At 39.8% G+C, this 21,792-nt stretch carries 16 protein-coding genes and 1 other RNA gene; 13 read left to right on the top strand and 4 right to left on the bottom strand.

Features of this window, described 5'->3' with window-relative positions:
* Positions 1-292: 292 nt before the first annotated feature.
* The 11 genes from smpB (at position 293) to HC728_RS06000 (ending at position 13,710) form a co-directional block, all read left to right on the top strand.
* The gene (smpB, locus tag HC728_RS06050) at positions 293-778 is read left to right on the top strand and encodes an SsrA-binding protein SmpB (RefSeq protein ID WP_005420639.1); all 486 of its coding nucleotides are present in this window, start codon (positions 293-295) and stop codon (positions 776-778) included.
* Between the two features lie 73 nt (positions 779-851).
* Positions 852-1,218, top strand: a transfer-messenger RNA (tmRNA) gene (gene ssrA, locus HC728_RS06045).
* A gap of 203 nt (positions 1,219-1,421) precedes the next feature.
* Complete coding sequence (locus HC728_RS06040) at positions 1,422-3,050, top strand: methyl-accepting chemotaxis protein (protein ID WP_190395212.1); 1,629 nt, start codon at positions 1,422-1,424, stop codon at positions 3,048-3,050.
* Between the two features lie 422 nt (positions 3,051-3,472).
* Positions 3,473-4,606 carry an extracellular solute-binding protein gene (locus HC728_RS06035; protein WP_190395211.1) on the top strand — a complete coding sequence of 378 codons (1,134 nt, stop codon included), beginning with the start codon at positions 3,473-3,475 and terminating at the stop codon, positions 4,604-4,606.
* A gap of 112 nt (positions 4,607-4,718) precedes the next feature.
* Positions 4,719-6,017 (top strand): carbohydrate ABC transporter permease, encoded by a 1,299-nt coding sequence (locus tag HC728_RS06030; protein WP_190395210.1) that lies wholly within the window; start codon positions 4,719-4,721, stop codon positions 6,015-6,017.
* A complete protein-coding gene (locus tag HC728_RS06025; RefSeq protein WP_133415716.1) occupies positions 6,017-6,931 on the top strand; it encodes a sugar ABC transporter permease in 915 nt (304 codons plus the stop codon). Before HC728_RS06030 ends, HC728_RS06025 begins: the two co-directional genes overlap by 1 nt.
* Positions 6,931-8,067 carry an ABC transporter ATP-binding protein gene (locus tag HC728_RS06020; protein WP_012533390.1) on the top strand — a complete coding sequence of 379 codons (1,137 nt, stop codon included), beginning with the start codon at positions 6,931-6,933 and terminating at the stop codon, positions 8,065-8,067. The genes HC728_RS06025 and HC728_RS06020 overlap by 1 nt, the downstream gene beginning before the upstream one ends.
* Before the next feature lie 91 nt (positions 8,068-8,158).
* Positions 8,159-8,782, top strand: coding sequence for a hypothetical protein (locus HC728_RS06015; RefSeq protein WP_047863475.1), 624 nt, complete (start codon positions 8,159-8,161; stop codon positions 8,780-8,782).
* An 89-nt stretch (positions 8,783-8,871) separates the two neighbouring features.
* Positions 8,872-10,839: an amylo-alpha-1,6-glucosidase gene (locus HC728_RS06010; RefSeq protein WP_190395209.1), complete on the top strand. Its 1,968-nt coding sequence runs from the start codon at positions 8,872-8,874 to the stop codon at positions 10,837-10,839.
* A gap of 33 nt (positions 10,840-10,872) precedes the next feature.
* On the top strand, positions 10,873-12,705 hold the full coding sequence (locus tag HC728_RS06005; RefSeq protein WP_190395208.1) for a glycoside hydrolase family 13 protein: 1,833 nt from the start codon (positions 10,873-10,875) through the stop codon (positions 12,703-12,705).
* Between the two features lie 69 nt (positions 12,706-12,774).
* On the top strand, positions 12,775-13,710 hold the full coding sequence (locus tag HC728_RS06000; RefSeq protein ID WP_005420656.1) for a LysR family transcriptional regulator: 936 nt from the start codon (positions 12,775-12,777) through the stop codon (positions 13,708-13,710).
* A gap of 44 nt (positions 13,711-13,754) precedes the next feature.
* On the opposite strand, the gene HC728_RS05995 is transcribed toward HC728_RS06000, so the two are convergent.
* The gene (locus tag HC728_RS05995) at positions 13,755-14,381 is read right to left on the bottom strand and encodes a magnesium transporter (RefSeq protein ID WP_190395207.1); all 627 of its coding nucleotides are present in this window, start codon (positions 14,379-14,381) and stop codon (positions 13,755-13,757) included.
* Between the two features lie 366 nt (positions 14,382-14,747).
* Between HC728_RS05995 and HC728_RS05990 the strand changes: the two genes are divergently transcribed.
* The gene (locus HC728_RS05990) at positions 14,748-15,797 is read left to right on the top strand and encodes a hypothetical protein (RefSeq protein WP_190395206.1); all 1,050 of its coding nucleotides are present in this window, start codon (positions 14,748-14,750) and stop codon (positions 15,795-15,797) included.
* Complete coding sequence (locus tag HC728_RS05985; protein WP_190395205.1) at positions 15,797-16,870, top strand: hypothetical protein; 1,074 nt, start codon at positions 15,797-15,799, stop codon at positions 16,868-16,870. Before HC728_RS05990 ends, HC728_RS05985 begins: the two co-directional genes overlap by 1 nt.
* Before the next feature lie 46 nt (positions 16,871-16,916).
* Here the strand turns inward: HC728_RS05985 and HC728_RS05980 are convergent, their stop codons facing one another.
* From HC728_RS05980 to HC728_RS05970, 3 genes are all read right to left on the bottom strand, one after another.
* Positions 16,917-18,302, bottom strand: coding sequence for a cytochrome-c peroxidase (locus tag HC728_RS05980; protein ID WP_190395204.1), 1,386 nt, complete (start codon positions 18,300-18,302; stop codon positions 16,917-16,919).
* Between the two features lie 317 nt (positions 18,303-18,619).
* Positions 18,620-19,489: a pyridoxal kinase PdxY gene (pdxY, locus tag HC728_RS05975; protein ID WP_063647002.1), complete on the bottom strand. Its 870-nt coding sequence runs from the start codon at positions 19,487-19,489 to the stop codon at positions 18,620-18,622.
* Between the two features lie 76 nt (positions 19,490-19,565).
* A complete protein-coding gene (locus HC728_RS05970) occupies positions 19,566-21,704 on the bottom strand; it encodes a lysine decarboxylase CadA (RefSeq protein WP_011262525.1) in 2,139 nt (712 codons plus the stop codon).
* Positions 21,705-21,792: the final 88 nt, after the last annotated feature.

Here is a 21,792-nt window from a genome sequence, read left to right as displayed (position 1 = left end):
TATCCTTTACATTATAGAGGTAAGCATCATACCATCTTGAATTAGCTTGAGTATATATAACCTGAACTCGAGATAAAAAAGGCTATTAAATACCTATATCTATCATGTAAAGCATTCTATTCAGTGCTGTAATTTTAGATGCATAACTAGGCAAAATCATAAGTCAATAGCGAGTCTATTGCGTTGATTTTAACAACGTTAGGCGCTAAAAGTACGGTACTGAAAGGCTTAAGTTGTCTCGAGTTCAGGTTATCTAGTCAAACCACTTCCCTATCAGTATAATGTGGGCATTATGGCAAAGAAAAAATCAAAAGATAAAGCGGGCAGTAATACCATTGCTATGAACAAGCAAGCTCGCCACGAATATTTCATTGATGATGAAATCGAAGCTGGGATTGAACTCCAAGGCTGGGAAGTTAAATCTCTTCGTTCTGGTAAAGTGAACATCGCTGAAAGTTACGTTTACGTACGCGATGGCGAAATTTTTATTAGTGGTATGACAATCACGCCACTACAAGCAGCATCGACTCACGTTGTAGCGAATCCAACTCGTATTCGTAAATTACTGATGAGCCGTAAAGAAATTGATAACCTCATTGGCCGTGTAAATCGTGAAGGTATGACACTGGTTGCAACGACAATGTATTGGGTTCGTTCTTGGGCGAAAATCAAAGTTGGCGTAGCTAAAGGTAAAAAACTGCACGATAAACGTACAGATTCAAAAGAAAAAGACTGGAACCGAGATAAAGCACGAATTATGAAGAGTAGTTTGCGTTAATTTCAACCAGTTAGATTGATACTAACTAGACAGACGCTGTTTTTCTGTTAGTATCATCTGGTAACAAAACTTTGGGGCTGATTCAGGATTCGACGGGAATTTTGAAACCCGAGGAGCATGTCGTGGGGCGGTTGGCCACGTAAAAAGCCGCAAAAAAATAGTCGCAAACGACGAAAACTACGCACTAGCAGCTTAATAACCTGCTGAGAGCTCTCCTGCCCTAGCTTCTGCTTGTAAGACGGGGAATAACAGGGGATCAAACCCAAACGAGCTAGAACGGATTCTCCCGCCTGAGAGATGAACTTCGAATTATAATTCAGGATAGCCATAAGATAGCGTGTCGGTTCGCAGTTTTACGGTGAAATTAAAGATCGACTAAACATGTAGCGCCAACGGTGAACGATTTTCGGACGGGGGTTCAAATCCCCCCAGCTCCACCAAACGTTTGGAAAAGCCCAACTTCGAAAGAGGTTGGGCTTTTTTGTATCTGTAAGTTGACTCCCCTCACATCTTTCGCATCATTTCCTCTGCTGAATCATTATTTACATAAATATCATTAAGGCTTTATTTTAACCAGTCGATATATTAGTTAGACAATTCATTAACCTTTTAAAATAGTGAGTTATAACTAAGGTATGCAGCTATGAAGATAAAAGATTTAAGTGTAGTAAAGAAAATATGGGGAAGTTACTTAATTGTTTTTGCCATTTTTTCAATTGTAGGTGTATTGATAATACTTAATTTATCACGCCTTAATGACAATGTTTCGACCATCACCAATAAAAGCTTGGCTTCCATTTCTCTGTTAAAAGGAATTCAAGTTGATATAACAAAAGTACGAAAAGATGAATTTTCACTGCTACCTAATGCCGGACATTCAAGCATTAATGATTGGTTAAAAGATTTAGACCAATGGAGAGCTGATGTTCAAACTGGAATGTCATCTTATGAATCTTTGACATTAAGTTCTGAAGAAAGAGCTTCTTTTCAAATATTTAAAGATACTTGGAATCAGTACATTAAAGAAACTCACTCATACAATAACTTACTGAGCCAAGGTAACTCTACCCAAGCTAATGAAGTGGTACTATCCAGCTTTGGCACCTACAGTAAGGCACTAACAAGCTTGGATGATACGCTGGCTCTTAATGATGTCTCTGTGAATCAAATAAGTAACGATGTACAACAAGAAGCAGACTCTATGCTTTATAGTACCGGGATCGGAGCACTGTTCATTGCTTCAACCATCATTTTATCTTCTCTTTTTCTTTCCCGAATTATTTGTCGTCCAATCGACCGTGCCTTAGAGTTTGCATCAAAAATTGCCAGCGGACAGCTTAATAACCGCATTAATGAAGAAGAGCTAACAAAAGATGAATTAGGTACTTTGCTTAAAGAGTTAGTGACAATGCAAACCAATCTAAACACGTTAGTATCTGAAATTAATGACTCAACTATTCAGCTAACTACAGCCGTTGAAGAAGTCAGTGCGATTTCATCTCAAACCGCATCAGGAATGCAAACTCAGCAAATGGAATTAAGCTCTGTTGCTTCCGCTATGACTGAGATGCAAGCTGCGGTTAATGAAGTAGCTCAAAATACAGAAACCGGAGTAACTTCTGCTTACTCTGCATCAGAGTTAGCCAAAATCGGTAATGACACTCTTAGAAAAACCATTGAAGTGATTTCAACGGTTTCTAAGCAAATTGAAACGTCAGATGAACTTGCTCAGGAGTTAGAAACCAGCTCAAATAACATTAATATGGTGGTTGATGTTATTCGTGGTATTGCAGAGCAGACTAACTTACTTGCACTTAATGCGGCTATTGAAGCGGCTCGTGCTGGTGAACAAGGTCGAGGCTTTGCGGTCGTAGCTGATGAAGTACGCTCTCTTGCTCAAAGAACACAAAGTTCAACAACTCAGATTATTGATATCATCAGCCAGCTACAAGAAAACACTCATAAAATTGGTCAATCAAGTCGTGATTGCCAAGAAGGTATTTCATTATGTGTGAATCAAGTAAATGAAGCGGGTGAACAAATCAGTGAAATTGAACATACCGTGGATAGTATTGCAGAAATGAGCACTCACATAGCAACCGCATGCAGTGAGCAAAACTCAGTGTCAGAAGAATTAAATCGAAGTGTTGAGTACATTAATACGGCCTCTTCTGAAATGACAGAAGGTGCGTCACAAACGGCAGTTGCTTGTCAGGACATCAGCCGTTTAACTCATAATCTAAAAGCCAGACTTGAACAGTTTCAGCTGTAATTCAGTTGATTTTTCACTTATAAAAATTAAGCCCAACCGATTATCGAGTTGGGCTTTTTTCATCTCACCCTACAATCTGTTATAGCCTTCACGTTTTTTAACTTATCTAACCGCTGAAATACCTCTCTTATCGTTTAGTAGATAACATTTATCTATGTGATATGCATTTTATCTATGGCTGACTCGCATAAATAGCATTTCACCCTATCACAACGACCTCCTATTATTAGCCTCAATAAACATTCAGTCGACGCTCTCAACACTCTTTTATAGATAGCGTTTAGGCATGAAATACATCGCAGGGAGCACTCTGGGGAGTATCGATTAAATCAAAGGTAACTCATTGATATAACAATAAAGCTACCTTTACTCACGTAATTTTATTGATTCAAAATACTTTATCCCTTTTCAGGAGAAATCAAATGATTAAGAAAATATCGCTTGCCGTATCAGCTGCACTACTCTTTTCAAGCACTGCAATGGCTGCAGATAATATCGTTATCGGCGTAGAAAAAAGCTATGTACCTTACTTCACTGAATTAGCTGAGCAATTCAACAAAGGTAAAGACTTTAAAGTAGAAGTTGCTGCAACAAGTATGTTCGATTTACTGGCAGCACTACCAACGCAAAAAGGCAATATTGCTGATATTTTCATGATCCCAAATGACCGTATCGGTGAGCTTGCGGACCAACATTTGATCACTCCTGCTAACTTTACTATCAATGGCTTTACTAAAGCAGCGACGGATGCTGCAACGTATAACGGTCAAACGTACATGCTACCAATGTCGACAGATACGACTCTGTTCCTTTACAACAAAGACATGGTGACTGAAGTACCAAAAACATTAAAAGAAATCCCGCCATCAGAATGGGCTGCTAAGTTCACAGACTTCTACTTCACTGGTGGTCTATTCATGACTAACGGTGGTTACATTTTCCAAGACAATAATCCTGAAAATATTGGTCTGAACAACGAAGGCTCAATTAAAGCTGGCCTCGCAGCTCAAAGCCTTTACAAGAGTGGCGTAGGCCACTGGACACTAATGCAAGATGACACGGTTGCTTATGACATCATGATGAAATACTTCATGGAAGGTAAGCTAAAAGCCATCATCAATGGTCCTTGGGCAATTGCTGATATTGAAAAATCAGGGGTAAACGTTGGTGCAGCTCCAATTCCTAGCTGGGATGGCAGTTATCCATATAAAGCCCTTACCGGCACAAAAGGCATGACAATTAACGGCTACAGCAGCAATAAAGATGGTGCAAATGCCTTTATTAAGTTTATGGCGACACCAGAAAATGCACAAAAATGGTACTCAATGACTCGTGAAGTATCACCTAGTCTTTCTGTTAAGTACGAAGAAGGCTCACTGCATAAAGCCATTTTCGATGCAACGAACATTGGTCAACCGATGCCAAGCATTCCTGAGTTCATGAAAGTATGGGGCCCGATGAAAACGGCTCTAGCTCAAATCGCTCAAGGTCAAGATACCAAAGCAGTACTTGATGCCGCAGTTGAGACAATCGAAATCGACATTGAAGATATGTAATTCACTCTTTTCAACGTACCAACCTCAACGGTGTCCCTATTAAATTAGGGCATCGTTGTCCCCTAAATCCGTTACATATCTACACTAACTTAATAAAAAAGTAGGTTATAACATGAGTCAACAGTTTGTTTTCTGGCTCTCTATGGCAATCCCAGGCAGTGGACACCTTCTACTGCGTCGTATGCGCGAAGCCGTATTTGGTTTCTCGATGCTGTCCTTAGAGATATTGGTTTATATTCAATTTATTCTACCTAATTTCCGTCTATTAGCTGTTGAGCAGCCTAATGGAAAAATCACAATTGGTGCTGAGCGCTTTGTTGACGACTCTTTCCTTATTATGGTCGGTTCAACCATTGGCGCTTTAATGCTATTGGTCTTTTTAGCTCTACACTATGCGTTTGCTCGTGATGCAAAAGATGTGAAACGCCAAATAGAAGAGTCTGGTTTTGCGATTACCTTTACAGAAAAGGTTCGTGGTTTATCGCACGAAATCGTTCCTAATTTAATTACAGCACCTAAATTCATTCTTCTGTTCATCTTTGCTTTACTACCTGCCATTGTGTCGATAGTGGTCGCTTTCACCAACTATAAACGCCCGATTTTACCTCCAGCGTTTTTAATTGAATGGAAAGGATTAACCAACTTCGAGCGTCTGTTTACCAGTGAACGAACAGCAGCAGCGTTTCAGGAAACATTAACTTGGACACTGACGTGGACTTTCTGTGCTTCGGCATTAACCATCATCTTAGGTACTTTGCTGGCTGTTGTGGCAAACAATAAACACATTCGTGGTAAAAAGTTTTTCCGCACCGTTTACATTTTACCTTGGGCTGTTCCTGCGTTTTTAACCATCTTAGTTTTCCAACTCTTTTTCTCAAAAGTGGGTGGAATGAACACCATGGTTATTCCTTTCTTTACGGGTAATGAATATGACATTAGTACCGCTATTGGGTTCTTCCTTAATGCTGACTACGCCAAAATCACCATTATTTTGATTCAAGCGTGGTTGGGATTCCCATACGTATTTATTTTAGTAACGGGCGTACTACAAACCATCCCAGATGATCTTTATGAAGCCAGTGGCATTGATGGTGGTAACGCTTGGACTAACTTCTTTGATATTACCCTGCCATTGATTTTAATCAGTGTTGCTCCGGTATTCATAACCCAGTTCACCTTCAACTTTAACAACGTCACCATTGTTTACATGCTAGGTGAAGCAACGGTTCAAACCGTCGGTTCTATCTACAAACCATTGGATACCATTTCATCTCTTGGTTTCCGTTTAATGATGGATGCGAAATACAACGAAGCGGCAGTTTACACCTTGATTACCAGTACGGTTGTGGGTGCAGTTGTTCTGTATTCATGGCTAAAAGCGGGCGCATTTAAAAATGAGGAAGTGATGTAATGGATAAGGCAATCAATCTTAATCACCAAGCAAAAGCAACCAAATTCAATCGCCATGTCATCACAAAAAACCTAGGGCTATTCTTTAGCTATGCGTTTTTAATTTCGATGGTGATCGTCATTATTTACCCTATTTTGGTTACGTTAATGAGTGCGTTTAACGTCAGTAACTCACTCTATTCAACCTCATTTTTTCCTGAAAACTTCAGCTTAACGGAAAACTTTGTTTCGCTGTTTACGGATATTCCTTACTTAAGCTGGTATCGAAATACCTTCTTAGTATCGATTATTACTATGGTGCTTTCTACCGCAATTGTAACCGTGTCTGGCTTTGTTTATTCACGCTACCGTTACCAATCACGTAAAAGTGCATTGATGTCACTATTGATCATTCAAATCATCCCATCGGGTAGTGGTTTGATCGCGCTTTACGCTATTGCAAGTTCGATTGGGATCTACAGCTCTGAGAATGCCACGTTATATACCTACATCTTTATGATCCTTATCTACACCACAGGTGGGATAACCATGAACACCATTTTGATGAAGGGTTACTACGATTCCATTCCTCGAGCGTTGGATGAATCAGCAAAAATTGATGGCGCTACACAAATGCAGATCTTCACTGAGATTCTACTGCCGTTAGTAAAACCGATGATCATGGTTATTGCGATCTTCTGTTTCTTAGGCCCGATTGGCGACATCATCATGCCGAAATTCCTGATCGCAAGTATGAGTGCAGAAGCGAAAACATTGGCCGTTGGTCTCATGGGGCTTATCAACAATATTAAAGAATCAAGCTACAACGTGTTTGCTGCAGGGGCGGTCTTGGCTGCAATTCCTCCTGTGGTTGTATTTTATAAATTTCAAGATTATATCGTGGGCGGCTTAACGTCTGGTGGAGTAAAAGGATAATGAGCAAGATTTCACTAAGAAACATCAATAAAAAATACCCTAATTCTGATACCTACTCAGTAAGTAACTTCAACATCGATATTGAAGAAGGTGAGTTTATTGTACTTGTTGGCCCATCGGGGTGCGGTAAGTCCACCACGCTTCGTATGATTGCAGGGTTAGAAGACATTACCGAAGGCGAGTTCATCATTGATGGCAAAGTCGTTAACAGCGTAAGCTCTAAAGATCGTGATATTGCGATGGTATTCCAAAGCTATGCACTCTACCCACATATGTCTGTTCGCGACAACATTGGTTATGGATTAAAACTGCGTAACTACCCGGCGAGTGAGATTAAAGATCACGTTGATAATATTTCAAAAGATCTGTTCTTAACAGAATACCTAGAACGCAAACCAAAAGAGCTGTCAGGTGGTCAACGTCAACGTGTCGCCCTTGGTCGTGCCATGGTTCGTACTCCAAAATTGTATCTAATGGATGAGCCGTTAAGTAACTTGGACGCCAAACTTCGTACTACCACTCGTACTGAGATTTCACGTATGCATCGTGATAAAGGTGCGATCACTATTTACGTAACGCATGACCAAGTTGAAGCAATGACAATGGCTGATCGCATTGTATTAATGTCGATGGGCGAAGTTCAGCAAATTGGTACGCCAAAAGAGTTGTTTACTAACCCTAAAAATAGCTTCGTTGCGACCTTTATGGGCATGCCTTCAATGAACATTATTGAAGGGGTTTATGAAGGTGGGCAGTTCACTTGTCACTCTTTCACAATCACATTAAGTGAAGAAGACCAACGCATATTAAATAACGCTGGTTACAACGGTAAATCTGTCTGCTTGGGCGCACGCTCTAGTGCAATTCGTTCAGGCAAGAAATACGAAGAAGCCTTCCCTGATTGCTGCTTTGAAACCACGGCATTAAACAGCGAATATCTAGGTGATAGCGTCAATGTTTTCTTCGATGCGGCACCAATGAATATGTTTGTTGGTACTTTGGGGACGGGTGAACCTGACGTTGAGATTGATGAAAAAATCACGTTAGTTATCGATAACACCAAACTTCACTTTTTTGATAGTGATACTCAAGAATCGATTAAATACCCAATCAAAGCGGCTGAGTTCCAAAAATAATTGCTCCCATAACCCTTCCCTCTTGCGTCACATTACGGCGTTATGAGGGAAGTTCTTCACACATTTCGCCTTAACAAAAAGGAGGCATACCTTGATTTTTCGCGGACAACTTCAACGCATTCACGACTACATGTTTCATATTGCGGTTGCCATCGTTATTTTTATTTCGGGGTTTATTATCGCCTATAGCAACCTGCCAAAGCCTTCATTTGAATTCAGCACCTTTGTTGAACAACAAGAAAAGTTCAAACAATGTGTAAACAATGAGGCGCTTTTTCTTTCTGCTAAAGGGTTTGAAAATAGCTATGCAACCCTTTCGCTCGAATCCATTCAAAACCAATTTAAAGCACTTCGTGATCAGATCCCAAGTGACTGTGGATCATTTCATGTAGAAAGCAGCTATGAACAACTTGAAGAGATGGCCTTACCAGTATTAGCAGAAGCACAACGCTTTTATGGTTCAAAAGAGGTCAAAGCGGTGAATGCCGTTTACACCACGCCATCTCAATACAATGCATTACTTGAACAACCACAACCGTATTTATTTTTTATTTCCGATAAACACCAAGAGCGCATTGTCGCCATGAAGGTAACACCAACCAAAGAGAGCCTTCACATCACACCACTTTGGGAATATGAACAGAGCCAAGATCTCGCTTATACCCAAGGTGAAGTACAAAAGTTATTACTAGTTTACAACGAAATTAAAAGCTAACACCCATCGCTATCTGACTTATTGGCCTATCGTAGGCCAAAAAGGCACAAGCTAGCCGGTTAGGTATTTTTTGTCATAAAGGATTTCACATGAAAATCTCTCTTTCTAAAGCTAACTTTCGCGATATGAATCGCCTTGAAGAATCAAATTACTTACTAACCAACGGGTTAGGCGGTTATTCATCATTAACTCTTGCTGGTTCTTGTAGCCGAAATGATCACGCGCTATTTATGGGAAGCCTAGTGGCTCCTAATAGTCGTTTTTGTTTTGTTCGCCATTTAGATGATCGCCTTACACTGGCAAATGGCACATCACACCCACTCTCTTCTCAAGCAAAAGTGAACCCATACGATACGGTTGATTCATCCCTTTTATTTGATAATTTTAGCCAGACTTACTTACCTCAATACACCTATCGTATCGATGGTATTGAAATCACAAAGACCATCGTCATGGCGCAAGGCGTGAACCGCTTAGGGGTTGAGTATCGTGTATTTAATCCGTTAAAACACCCATTCACTTTAGATATCACACCGAAATATCACTTCTGTGCGAAAGGTGAGGCTCTATCAAAAGAGCAAACTTTCATTCATCAAGAAGGCAAGGTGAGCAGTAACGGACAAACATTGCATTACCGTCATAACGGTTCAAATACGGCCCTATCAGCACCAAGCTATGAGTCTGGGTTGTATTTCTCTTATGACGCTAGAGATGGACGTTCGGCAAGTGATGCTCAAGTGGCGCTGCATACCATTACTTTTGATGGTACAGAGAGTAACGAATCCTTTTTTGTTATCTTCGAGGCAGAAGAAGAACGAGCGCATTACTTAGCACCAAGCTCTATTGAAACCATGATCAATGAGGAAGTTCAACGTCAGCAAGCGTGTATTACACAATCAGGCCTAAAGAGTACGTTTGCTCAGCAATTGGTTCGAGCAAGTGATCAATTTGTCGTCATGCGTGATTCAACCGAATCGAAATCCATCATTGCTGGCTACCCATTTTTTGCCGATTGGGGACGCGATACCATGATTGCACTTTGGGGATGTAATTTATCCACCAACCAATTTGAAGATGCAAAACAAATATTCAGAACCTTCATCCGTTATGAGCATAAAGGGATCTTACCCAACTTATTCCCTGAAGCGGGTGTCGAACCTATGTACAACACCATTGATGCCGCCCTTTTATTTGTGGTGAGTCTGTATGAATATTACCAAGCCAGTAACGATCTCGATTTTATTCGTGATGAAGCTTACGACTGCATGGTGAATATTTATCAGCATTATCGCAATGGCACCGATTTCGATATCAAAATGCTAGATAACGGCTTAATTAGCGGTGGTAGTGGTTTGGATCAACTGACATGGATGGACGTTCGTTATGGCGATATTCTTCCAACACCTCGCCAAGGTTGCGCCGTTGAGATCAATGCGCTTTGGTATAACGCGTTATCTATTCTGCATTTCTTTAACCAAAAGTTAGGGAAATCAATGCCAGAATTACCGACTCTGACTGAGCAAGTAAAAGAAACATTTAATCACGCTTTCTATAATGATAAAGGCTATTTAAACGATTGGATTAAAGGTGAGGAGGTGAACCAACAAATTCGTCCAAACCAAGCTTATGCTGTTGGTCTTCCGTTCCCTATTTTAAGTGAAGAAAAAGCGCGTTCGGTTATTTTAAATATCTACCAGCACCTTTATACCCCGCTTGGTTTACGCTCTTTAGCGATGCAAGACCCCGAGTTTAAATCGGTACATACTGGGTCTCATTATGATCGTGATATGGCTTACCACCAAGGTACCGTCTGGGGCTTTATGATTGGTCAGTTCCTGATGGGTATTTTACGTCACTTCCCTAATGACGCGTCACTCATGCACATTGTCGAGCAGTTCATTGCTCATAACCAAGATGCACTATCTGAAGGGTGTATTGGTCAATTAGCTGAAATTTATGATGGTTATTCACCTAACCAATCTCGAGGCTGTTTTGCTCAAGCTTGGAGCGTCAGCGAAGTGTTACGTGTTCTTAAACATTATGAAGAACGTATCTAACCATTACGAACTTAACGCTAAACGGTATTAATAATGATTACAAAAGCAGCGATTTATCATCGATCTCACTCTAGTTATTCTTATGCATATGATAAGGACACGCTTCATTTGCGAATTCGTACCGCAAAAGGAGAAGTAGACAATGCAACGCTAAGAATTGGCGATCCATACGATTGGACCTTTGGTGGCGGTGGCGGCAACTTAAATGCAGAAGACGCAAGCGGCTGGACAGGTGGAACCAATTTACCCATGATAAAAGAGTGTGAAACAGAACTGTTTGACTATTGGTTCTGTGAAGCACAACCTCGCTTTTATCGTGCACGTTACGCTTTCCTTCTTGAAGGCAAAGACAGTGAAAAGTTACTGGTAAGCGAAAAGCTCATCACCCAAATAACCGATGACGCCGATCCAATACTCAGTCAATTACTGAATTTTTATTGCTTCCCATACATGAACCCAACCGATGTGTTTACTGCACCAGAATGGGTTAAAGAAACCATTTGGTATCAAATCTTCCCAGAGCGTTTTGCTAATGGTGATCCATCTATCTCACCAAAAAATGTATTACCTTGGGGATCAGAAGATCCAAAAACCAACAGTTTCTTTGGTGGCGATTTACAAGGGGTTATTGATCATCTTGATTACCTGCAAGACCTCGGTATTACGGGTATTTATTTCACGCCAATCACTCAAGGTGAAACGAACCATAAATACGACACCACCGATTATTTAAAAGTAGACCCCGCTTTTGGTAGTGATGAAACGGTTCATACCTTAATAGATGAAGCACATAAACGTGGCATGAAAGTCATGCTAGATGCGGTATTTAATCATATCGGTGCTAATTCAATTCAGTGGCAAGATGTCATTAAACATGGCAAAGACTCCCAATACATCGATTGGTTTTATGTTGAGCAATTTCCACTGATTGATGAGTCAAAAAAAGCGTACCACAGTAAAGAGCAATTAAATTATCGTGCCTTTGCTTTTGCGCAAAACATGCCAAAACTCAATACAGAAAATCCAGAAGTGATTGAATACCTAATTGAAGTTGGCCGCTACTGGGTGAAAAACTTTGATATTGATGCATGGCGTTTAGATGTAGCAAACGAAGTTGATCAACGTTTTTGGCGACGCTTCCGTGATGAACTAAAAGCCATCAAACCTGAGTTATATATTTTAGGTGAAGTGTGGCACGACTCGATGAACTGGCTAGGTGGCGATCAGTTTGATGGCGTAATGAATTACCCATTAGCGGATGCCATGTTAGGCTTTTTTGCCCATGACAACCTAAGTGCAAATCAGTTTAAATTTGCGGTAAATGACGTTAATGCCAACTACCCTATTAACGTGAATGAAGTGGCCTTTTCATTACTTGATAGTCACGATACACCACGCATTATTAACCGATGCAACGGCAATAAAGAGAAAGCGAAGTTAGCCTATTTGTTCCAATTCACTCACAGTGGTACGCCTTGTATTTATTACGGTGGTGAAATTGGGTTAGATGGCGGTGCTGATCCACTTAACCGAAAATGCATGATTTGGGATGAACGTCAGCATGATATGAACATGAAACATCACATTATGCAGATCATCAAACTACGTAAAGCTCACCCAGCGTTACGTGCTCATGCCATAAACTGGCTAGTGGTTGACGATGAACAACAGTGCTTTATCTACCAAAAAGAATATCAGGGTGAACGTATTATTATAGCTATGAACAACAGTAATGCCCCCGCTTGTATGACGCTTCCTTGTGAGTGGTGTGATCAAGAGGTCACCGATATTTATCATGAAACCGCCGTTAAATTAACGCAAAGTTTGACGGTGCCTGCATTTGGCTTTGCTGTTTATCAGATTTAAACGCTATAAGTAGCAATGTATTGATAAGAAACATAAAATAGCTCTTTTCGATTAGTCTGAAGAGCTATTATGTTTAAATTAATGCTTCAATTCATACAAGTTGCAAAAGCACAAAATGTTACGCAAGCCGCGAACACCTTATGCTTAAGCCAACCGACGTTAAGTCATAATATGCAGAAACTAGAGGAAAAGCTGGGAAGCAAACTGTTTTATCGCAATTCAAAAGGGATCACCCTCACCTCCAGTGGCGAAGTGCTCTACGAGCAAGCCAAAATGATGCAGCATTTATACGAAAATACCCTTCATAAATTAGAAAAAAATAAGTTACGGCACCAAACGGAATTAAAAATTGGTTGCGGTGATGCTTGGTGGCATCTATTTGTTCGTGACTGTGTTCAAGATTTTAGAGATACCAACCCTCACAGCAATATCACCATTGATGTAGGTGACCACTTGCAGTTAATGAACCTGCTCCTTAGTGATGAAATCAGCATTTTTGTCGGCCATGAAATATTAGGCCTGGCTCAATACGAAGATATCCTTTTCCACCCCCTATTTAGTAGTCATGAAGAAGTGTATGTTCGAAAAGATCATCCACTCTTAGAGCGAGTATGTAGTGACGAAGATATTGCCCGTTTTCCTTCAGTTGATTTAGGGGCATCAAAAAAACGCTATGCGCATCTCGTGCAACAACAAAATAATGAATTAAGTACCTTTCAAAAGCGACACTACCTGCAAGAAAAGGTGATTTACAACACCAACTCCTTATTAACGGCTCTTGATTTACTGCAAAATAGTGACGCTATTTTACCTTACCCAGTAGGCATGAAAGCGTATTTTGAAGGTTTTGGGATTGTGCCGTTAAAAATGAAGAAATGCTTTGGTAAAGCGACGATTGGCGCTTATCTGCATAAAGATGGGCAGCAAAATAAACAAAGTATTGCGCTATTAGAACAATTTAAAGAGTTAATAAAAAATAATCCTCAAATTAAAGGCAAAGAATAGAAACAAGAAAGCCCAGAGCAGTGAATCTCTGGGCTTTTATTATATTAACCGATATCTAATAGTGCAGAAGCGATAGCAAAATAAATCAATACCCCTGAGATATCAGCAATGGATGTGATCATAGGGGCACTGGCTGATGCAGGGTCCAAGTTGAGTTTATGCAAAACAAAAGGCAGAACAGTTCCAACCAAACTACCAATTAACACAATGGCTACCATACTGATGCCGACGACCATCGCGATTTCATAACCACCACGATATAGCCCCAAAAAATAAACAGCGATTGCCATACTAAAACCAAGACCTAAAGCAACAAACACTTCTCTTGCTAACATTCGCCCCCAATCATTGGGATGAACATCGCCAGTGGCCAGCGCTCGAACCATTAATGTTGCTGATTGCGATCCCGCATTACCACCGCTATCAATTAATAGTGGTAAAAAGAAAACCAACGCAACATAAGAGGTAATGATCTCTTCAAAATACGCGATTCCTGCTCCAGAAAAAATATTTCCAAAAACTAAAATAACGAGCCAAAAAACACGCTTTTTATAAAGTAAACCAATAGAAGCATTCTTGATGCTGATCCCCAGACTTTCAATATGCGCTTCTTTGTGCATCATCTCTGAAGTATCAGTGTGTGAAGTCGAATTTTTTTGTACAAATTCCATAATACGTCCTCTGCTCTGAAGACGTAATTATCCTCAGAACATCATTTATTTAATAAGTTAAACCACCAACTTGGAGGTTCCTGTAGATGTGTGTTCATGAGGTGTTCCTTATAGAAACGAGAAATAATCTAACCACTCTTGATTGGTTGAGCGATCTTGACGGGGGGACTCTAACGAATTCACTCAGTGGTTACCATTACGGACTGTAAGAAGAAATGTCAAAGTTTGTATTTAGTTACATTATTTGTTCTACCTTATTGATGTTAAAGTTCATCTTATAAATGAGAACGCAATCGATTGATTGGTTTGCTTAATAAAGGTAGAGCTTCTACCATGTAACAACATCATTAAAAAAGAGTTACTTTTATGAAATTACTTTCTCAATTGTTGCTATTCTCTTCATTAACCTTCCCACTAAGTAGCTTCGCTGCTCTTGGTGATCATCCGATTATTTTGATCCACGGCTTCCAAGCAGGACAACTACAAACCAAACCTACTCATGACGCTGTTGTTGCTGATGGTAAAAATTACTGGCAAGACTATTGGCTAGCCAAGGCCGATGACCGTATTGATTGGCCATCTCAAGAACGAGTAGCAGGAAAAATATCTACCGATTACATCTGGCCAAAACTCCAAGAGCTATCTAAAAATAACACCTGTAAAAATGGTTGTATTTTAGTTACTCACTCTACTGGCGATTTAGTTGCTCGTCATTTGTTAGATAACCAAGAAAATTGGCTGACTAATGCAGGCCTAACACCTTTAAAAATCATTGCAACGTTTGATTTTGCTGGTGCTGGTGGAGGTTCTGAATTAGGTGATCTTGCGATTAATATTTCAGAAGGCAGTGGGTATTTAAATGCCCCTCTAAAATACGCAATGTCACTATGGCTTGGGGAAGTGCCATCACCTAAAAATACGGGGGTTCTTAATGATTTAAAAGTAGCGAATGCTCGTCAAATAGCGGCGCTACCTGACAACCGTATCCCCAGAATTCGCTTGGTTGGTAAAGGCAGTGATTATGTTCGTTCAACAAGTCCATTTTTATTAGGTAAAGATGATGGCGTAGTAGCGAGCCACTCTTCATGTGGGGCCAGTCAAGCTAATTCATTTTCAAGCTGTTCAACCACAATTGCGTTTAATGGCAAAGTAACCTATCAAGCTAATGCAGTTACGAGCTTTATGCCTTACCATTATCCATTACTCATGGGAGAGCATTATAGCCACAACGGATTAATTGGAACTGATATTCAAGGGCGAGTTGTTGCAGCAAATAAACAAGCAAGATTACTTGATAATACTCTCCTTGAAGTTACAACAAAATTTGTAACTTATCCATTGACTGAAACCACTTATCGTTATGTAGATCAATCAAACACAAAAACTATATCCGAATTAGTCAGTGAGCTACTATAATGAATAAAAACGCGTTTGTAATTGGAACACTGCTGACTTGTTCAGCAGTGTTTTATCATTGGATAATCCAAGAAACAACACCGACCTCAGCGAAAGCTTCTCCTTTATCTAAAACGGAAAGTGAATCTGCATCGGCAAACACCTTGCTGCCCAAACCACTCCACCAAAAGCAAGAGAGCCGCACCATAAAATCAATAACACCTGAACCTATCGATTCAGAATCAACGCCAGAAGAAGTAAGTCAACAGTTCGCATTATTATCTCAAATATACGAACAAGAGCTTCAATACCCTAGCTACTCTTTGCCATTAACCCCTAATAGCCATAGCTACCTTGAACCCAATCACTTTACTGAAATTGCCTTGCCTGTATTAGATGGAAGTCACTCAGCCTCACTAAGATTAAGTAAATATCGTTTTAGTTACCCTGAGCCTATTAGTGTGACCTTAAATTCTGACCTTAATGTTGACCATATTGAATACCAGCTGATTGATATTGAAACTCAAAAGACACTTGCTAACCTATATACTCAAGAGCTAAGCGTTGAATTTTCACCTAAACAAGATTGGCCACAAGAAATTCGTATAAAAGCAAATATCTCTTTTGACCAAGGTGATGATGTATTAACTGCGGATTTTCAGTTCTCTAACCCAATCGCCTTTGTTAACCAAGTATCTGCCCCTTACTCGCAAGGCAGTGATATGATCATTCCTTTACAAGTTGATGTGAAAGAATCTGGTTTGTACCGAATTCGAGCTAACTTATATCAAAGTAATGGGAAACCAGTCGCTTCTCTTATGAATAAGATGCCTCTTACAACGGGTGAGGTGACATTTGAACTAAAAGCGCACCATTCTGTGTTAAAAGGGAAAGGAAACGATTTTGAGTTACGCAGCATTACCGTAGAAAAAATGTCAGGCTTTCCTGGTGAAAAAGCACATTATGGAATAAGCAAAGAGCAGAGCTACTCTCTCTCTTCATTTGATGTATCTAGCTTAAATGATCAGCCTTATAAAATGTCAGAAGAAGAAAAGGAACGATTAGATTTTCTCGATGAGATAGCCCACCAATAAAAAAGGAGATCGCATGATCTCCTTTTATCATTTAATGAATCCCGAATTAATTCAGCATTTCACCTTTGTACTCACCAGTTAAGGTTTTCAAATAAGCGCTAATATCTTCAACTTCACTTTTAGATAAAGTCACACCAACTTGGTATTGCGCCATAGCTGCAACTGCGTCATCTAGTGTCTCAGCGCTACCATCATGGAAATACGGTGCCGTTAATGCAATATTGCGTAATGTCGGAACTTTAAAGCGGTTCATATCATGTGCTTTACTCGTCACATTAAAACGACCATTATCAACTTCAGATACATTGCCTCGCTCACCAAAGTAATCCGCTTTTAACCCCATGACTTCAAACGTTTGTCCACCCATAGCTTGACCAGCATGACACGTCGAACATTTGTTTTGTTTAAATAATTCATAACCGTGTTGCTCTTGCGCATTCAACGCTAACGCATCACCTTTTAAGAATTGGTCAAATCGACTGTTCGGAGTGATCAAGGTTTTCTCAAACTCAGCAATCGCATCGGTGATGTTTTCACCAGTGCTCCCATCAGGGTAAATCTTAGCAAAGGTCGCTTTCATCTCTTCATCAAGTTCAAGTTTTCCTGTAATTTGCTCCCATGATATTGACCCCATCTCAATAGGGTTCATCGGTGGTCCACCCGCTTGCTCTTGTAAATCATTCGCACGACCGTCCCAGAATTGATGGATATTGTAAGATGAGTTAAACACCGTCGGCGCATTAATTGGGCCTTTTGAACCATTAATACCGGTTGATGTAGTTAATCTATCTACTCCGCCCGTTGACAGTGAATGACAGCTAGAACAAGCTACCGTGTTATCACCAGAAAGACGTTTATCATGGTATAACGCATCACCTAATGCCACTTTTTGCTCATCTACAATGACATGTGCATTAATCGGTTGAACCGCTTCGTATTTATATTCACTACTAGCCAATGAGTGTTTATTCTTTTGTTCCTGCTTTATCCATGTGCGTAGAGTATGTTTTTCTTCATTAGATAAGCTTGATCTCCAGTGCATAGACAAATACGCTTTTGGTGGCATTGATTCATCATTCAATACACCACTGATTTTAGCTAAGGCAACATCTGAAACTTCATTACCAACTTGAAAGCTATTTAATACATCATCAAATTGGAAATGACGTAATCCACTCTCCACATCTTTTTGCATGATCTGTTTAGCGATAGGAAAGTTAGCATAAAAAGGCATTTCGCTATTTTCAGTATGGCAGTAACCACAGCCGTTTTCTGTTAATACTTTAAACGCAGCAGAAGATATAGGGTCATCTTTAATCTGTGCTTGAGCTAATTTTCTTTGGCTAAGCGCTTCATCTGATGAATCAACAATGTAAACCGTTCCAAAATAAGCAACGACGCCTAAACCAACTACTAATCCTATTTTTTTCATTATTATCTCCTGCAATGCGAATATGCGCACACGATAGAGTGAAAAAAAGAGGCTTTCCAAGGAAGAAATATCATGAGAATCATCGCTTTAATCGATACTTCAAAAATGCAACATTAAATAACCTTACTTTTCATAGTGATAAATTACACTCGGCTTTTATATGTGTAATTTTTGTTAAATTATTAGCAACCAATTCCTTATTTTAGATCAATTTTATAAATTCATTTTTTAAACTAAAAATACACAAAAAGCCCATGATATGCATATTACACATCATGGGCTCTTCTATTTTATTTGTGATTTTTATATCGAGCTAATTACGCGACTTTTTCTGCTTTTACGATAATTTCAGGAGCATTAAAACGTTCTTGTGATGCGATAAGTTGCAGTTCATACGCGCCACGATTGAAGGTTTCTTGCATAACAGAATCAACTGCAGCATTAGTACGTTCAAATGCTTCAACGGGTGCATAGCCTGACAATAAATTCGCTAGCATTACACCACTGATTAAGTCACCTGCGCCTACGGGTTGACGCTTTGCATCAAAATCATATAAAGGACGAGAAACGTGATAGCTTCCATCTTCAGTCGTTAATAACATTTCAAAACGATCTTTTTGAATACCAGCACGGCTTAAATGTTTAACCACCACCATTTTAACACCCTTCTCAAGTAATTGATTATTCGCTTCAATCACTTGCTCTAAGGTGTTAATTGTCATGCCTGTTAAGCTTTCTAGTTCTAATAAATTAGGCGCGATAATATCCGCAGAACTTAAAGCTGATTCTTTAAAGAAGGTTTCTACTTCAGGAGCAACAATGCAGCCTTTTTCTGGATGACCCATTACCGGATCACAAAAGTAAATTGCGTTTGGATTATCTTGTTTGATTTTGTTTACCGCAGTGACAATCTCTTGACCTTGTGCAGCTGATCCTAAGTAACCACTTAACACGGCATCACAAACTTGAGTCGCTTCAATTGCTGATAAACCATCAACTAATTCTGAAATGTGGCCAGCAGGCATTGCGATGCCTTTCCAACCTTGTTGGTATTGTGTGTGATTTGAAAACTGTACCGTATTAATAGGCCATACTTCCATTCCCATTCTTCGCATTGGAAAAACCGCAGCACTGTTGCCTGCGCAACCAAATACCACATGAGACTGAATGGAAAGAATACGTTTCATAACATCACCATAATTTAAAATAGAGTAAGGGCTTCCGTGCCCTAAAATAAACGATATTCCATCAAAACCCTAGGGCTTAATTTTGTTTTAGTACTTTCACTGTGTAACTGCCATCTTTTTGAGCATATACACCGTGAATATCAGTCTCAAAACCTGGGTAGTGAGCACCGATTTCACATAGCATTTCTAAGAAATCAAGTACTGGGCGAGATTCAGCTGTTACCATTTCACCTGGAAGTACTAGAGGTACACCCGGTGGGTAAGGTAGGATCATATTCGCACTTACACGGTCTACCAAATCAGCTAGAGGCACTTCCTCTACGTTACCGCGAAGCTCTTCTTGCCATGCTGCATGTGGTGTTACTTTTAGTTCAGGAAGTACATCGAATGCTTTGAACATCAGTTCTGGTAAACGGTATTTACGAGTTAAATCGTGAATGCCTTGTGCCAGTTCTTGTACTCGCATGCCTTCATAGAAACTTGGATCTTCGTTGTACAGTGAAGGAAGGAAGTTTTTCACTGTTAAGTTAAGATCGAAGCCACGTTTAAAGTCCGTTAATGCACGTAGTAATTGCATTGCTTTTGATTTATCAATACCGATAGAGAATAGGAACAATAGGTTATATGGGCCTGTTTTCTCTACTACGATACCGCGTTCATCTAAGTATTTAGCAACGATTGATGCAGGAATACCTGTCTCGCTCATTTCGCTATTTTCGTTCATTCCTGGAGTTAATAGCGTTACTTTGATTGGATCAAGGTACATGTGATCATCATCGATGTCCTTGAAGCCGTGCCATGAATCTTTTGGATCCAGTTTCCAACATTCAGTTGTATCGATGTTTTCTGGTTGCCATACATCAAAGAACCAGCTGTCACTTTCACTTTGAAGACGTTTGATCTCTTTACGGAAACGAATCGCACGGTCAATTGAGTCTTGGATCAGTTTCTTACCTGTATTACCACGCATCATTGCCGCAGCAGTTTCAGTTGATGCAACAATACCGTATTGAGGTGATGTTGATGTGTGCATCATGAACGCTTCATTGAATGATTCTTTATCAAATTCACCTTTTACGTGGATCATTGATGCTTGAGAGAACGCAGCCAGTAATTTATGAGTTGATTGTGTTTCGTAGAACACTTTACCAGGCATTGCTTCGCCACTCATACCACACTTACCTTCATAAATTTTGTTGAAGTTAGTGTAAGGAACCCAAGCACTATCAAAGTGAATGTATTTAGTATCTAGCGTTTCTTTAATGTATTGAGTGTTATACAGAAGACCATCGTAAGTTGAGTTAGTAATAACCGCATAACCTGGCATGGTTGCGTTTGGTGTTGCTGCTACTTTTTGCTCAATCACTTCACGAGTAAATTCGCTTTGTGGGATGCCACCTAAAATACCGTAAGCATTACGTGTTGGACGGAAATAGATAGGCGTTACATCACTCATCATCATCATGTGAGTCAGTGATTTGTGACAGTTACGGTCAACAAGCACTGTACTTCCTGCTGGTGCTGAGTACATGCCTACAATTTTGTTTGATGTAGAAGTACCGTTAGTTACGATGTAAGAGCTGTCTGCATTAAACGTACGAGCAATGTATTCTTCAGCTTCTTTATGAGGACCTGAGTGATCAAGTAATGAACCTAGTTCAGGCATTGAGATTGATACGTCCGCTTTAAATGCGTTTGGACCGTAGAAATCATAAAATATGCTGCCCGCTGGACTTTTTTGGAAAGCCGTACCGCCCATGTGGCCAGGAGTACAGAAAGTATATTTACCCTCTTCTACGTATTTGAATAATGCCTTAGTAAACGGAGGCATGATCTGATCTTTGTACTCTTCAGTCGCTTGATTAATTTTCAGTGCGATGTCGTCAGCCATATCTAACGCATATTCGAAGAAGTGCAGATTTAGACGTAAATCAGTTAATGAAATATCTAATGTTGAATGTTGGTTTGCAAATGCATATAGCGGTAGTTTTTCATTCAACGCATTAATTTCAGAACATAAATCTAGTGAGTATTTATCCCAGTCAAATAACACACCACAAATACGTGGGTTCATTTCAATCATTTTATATAGATCTTGTGCATCTACTGGGTAAACCACTTTGTAGCCTGCTTTTTCTAAAGAAGCATGCAATTCGCGAACTGGCTCTTCTTTAAAGAAAACACCTGAGTGATTTAGGATAGCAAAAATATTCATTTTATATCTCCAAGACGAAGAGAGGCGCTCCCCATCATTTTGATGGTGAGGTAGTGGAGCGCCGCTAGGGGTAAAACTTACTAAGTTG

Source organism: Aliivibrio sp. S10_S31 (assembly GCF_014694495.1).
Lineage (GTDB): Bacteria > Pseudomonadota > Gammaproteobacteria > Enterobacterales > Vibrionaceae > Aliivibrio > Aliivibrio fischeri.
Note: the sequence above shows the minus strand (reverse complement) of the source record. Positions and strands in the feature narration are given on the sequence as shown.

What these genes read in the sequence shown, in the direction of transcription:
- HC728_RS05985 (WP_190395205.1), top strand. Translation starts at nt 15,797, where the DNA reads ATGAATAAAAACGCGTTTGTAATTGGAACACTGCTGACTTGTTCAGCA.
- HC728_RS06005 (WP_190395208.1), top strand. Translation starts at nt 10,873, where the DNA reads ATGATTACAAAAGCAGCGATTTATCATCGATCTCACTCTAGTTATTCT.
- smpB (WP_005420639.1), top strand. Translation starts at nt 293, where the DNA reads ATGGCAAAGAAAAAATCAAAAGATAAAGCGGGCAGTAATACCATTGCT.
- HC728_RS05980 (WP_190395204.1), bottom strand. Translation starts at nt 18,302, where the DNA reads ATGAAAAAAATAGGATTAGTAGTTGGTTTAGGCGTCGTTGCTTATTTT.
- HC728_RS05990 (WP_190395206.1), top strand. Translation starts at nt 14,748, where the DNA reads ATGAAATTACTTTCTCAATTGTTGCTATTCTCTTCATTAACCTTCCCA.
- HC728_RS06020 (WP_012533390.1), top strand. Translation starts at nt 6,931, where the DNA reads ATGAGCAAGATTTCACTAAGAAACATCAATAAAAAATACCCTAATTCT.
- HC728_RS06010 (WP_190395209.1), top strand. Translation starts at nt 8,872, where the DNA reads ATGAAAATCTCTCTTTCTAAAGCTAACTTTCGCGATATGAATCGCCTT.
- HC728_RS05970 (WP_011262525.1), bottom strand. Translation starts at nt 21,704, where the DNA reads ATGAATATTTTTGCTATCCTAAATCACTCAGGTGTTTTCTTTAAAGAA.
- HC728_RS06035 (WP_190395211.1), top strand. Translation starts at nt 3,473, where the DNA reads ATGATTAAGAAAATATCGCTTGCCGTATCAGCTGCACTACTCTTTTCA.
- HC728_RS06000 (WP_005420656.1), top strand. Translation starts at nt 12,775, where the DNA reads ATGTTTAAATTAATGCTTCAATTCATACAAGTTGCAAAAGCACAAAAT.
- HC728_RS05995 (WP_190395207.1), bottom strand. Translation starts at nt 14,381, where the DNA reads ATGGAATTTGTACAAAAAAATTCGACTTCACACACTGATACTTCAGAG.
- HC728_RS06025 (WP_133415716.1), top strand. Translation starts at nt 6,017, where the DNA reads ATGGATAAGGCAATCAATCTTAATCACCAAGCAAAAGCAACCAAATTC.
- pdxY (WP_063647002.1), bottom strand. Translation starts at nt 19,489, where the DNA reads ATGAAACGTATTCTTTCCATTCAGTCTCATGTGGTATTTGGTTGCGCA.
- HC728_RS06030 (WP_190395210.1), top strand. Translation starts at nt 4,719, where the DNA reads ATGAGTCAACAGTTTGTTTTCTGGCTCTCTATGGCAATCCCAGGCAGT.
- HC728_RS06040 (WP_190395212.1), top strand. Translation starts at nt 1,422, where the DNA reads ATGAAGATAAAAGATTTAAGTGTAGTAAAGAAAATATGGGGAAGTTAC.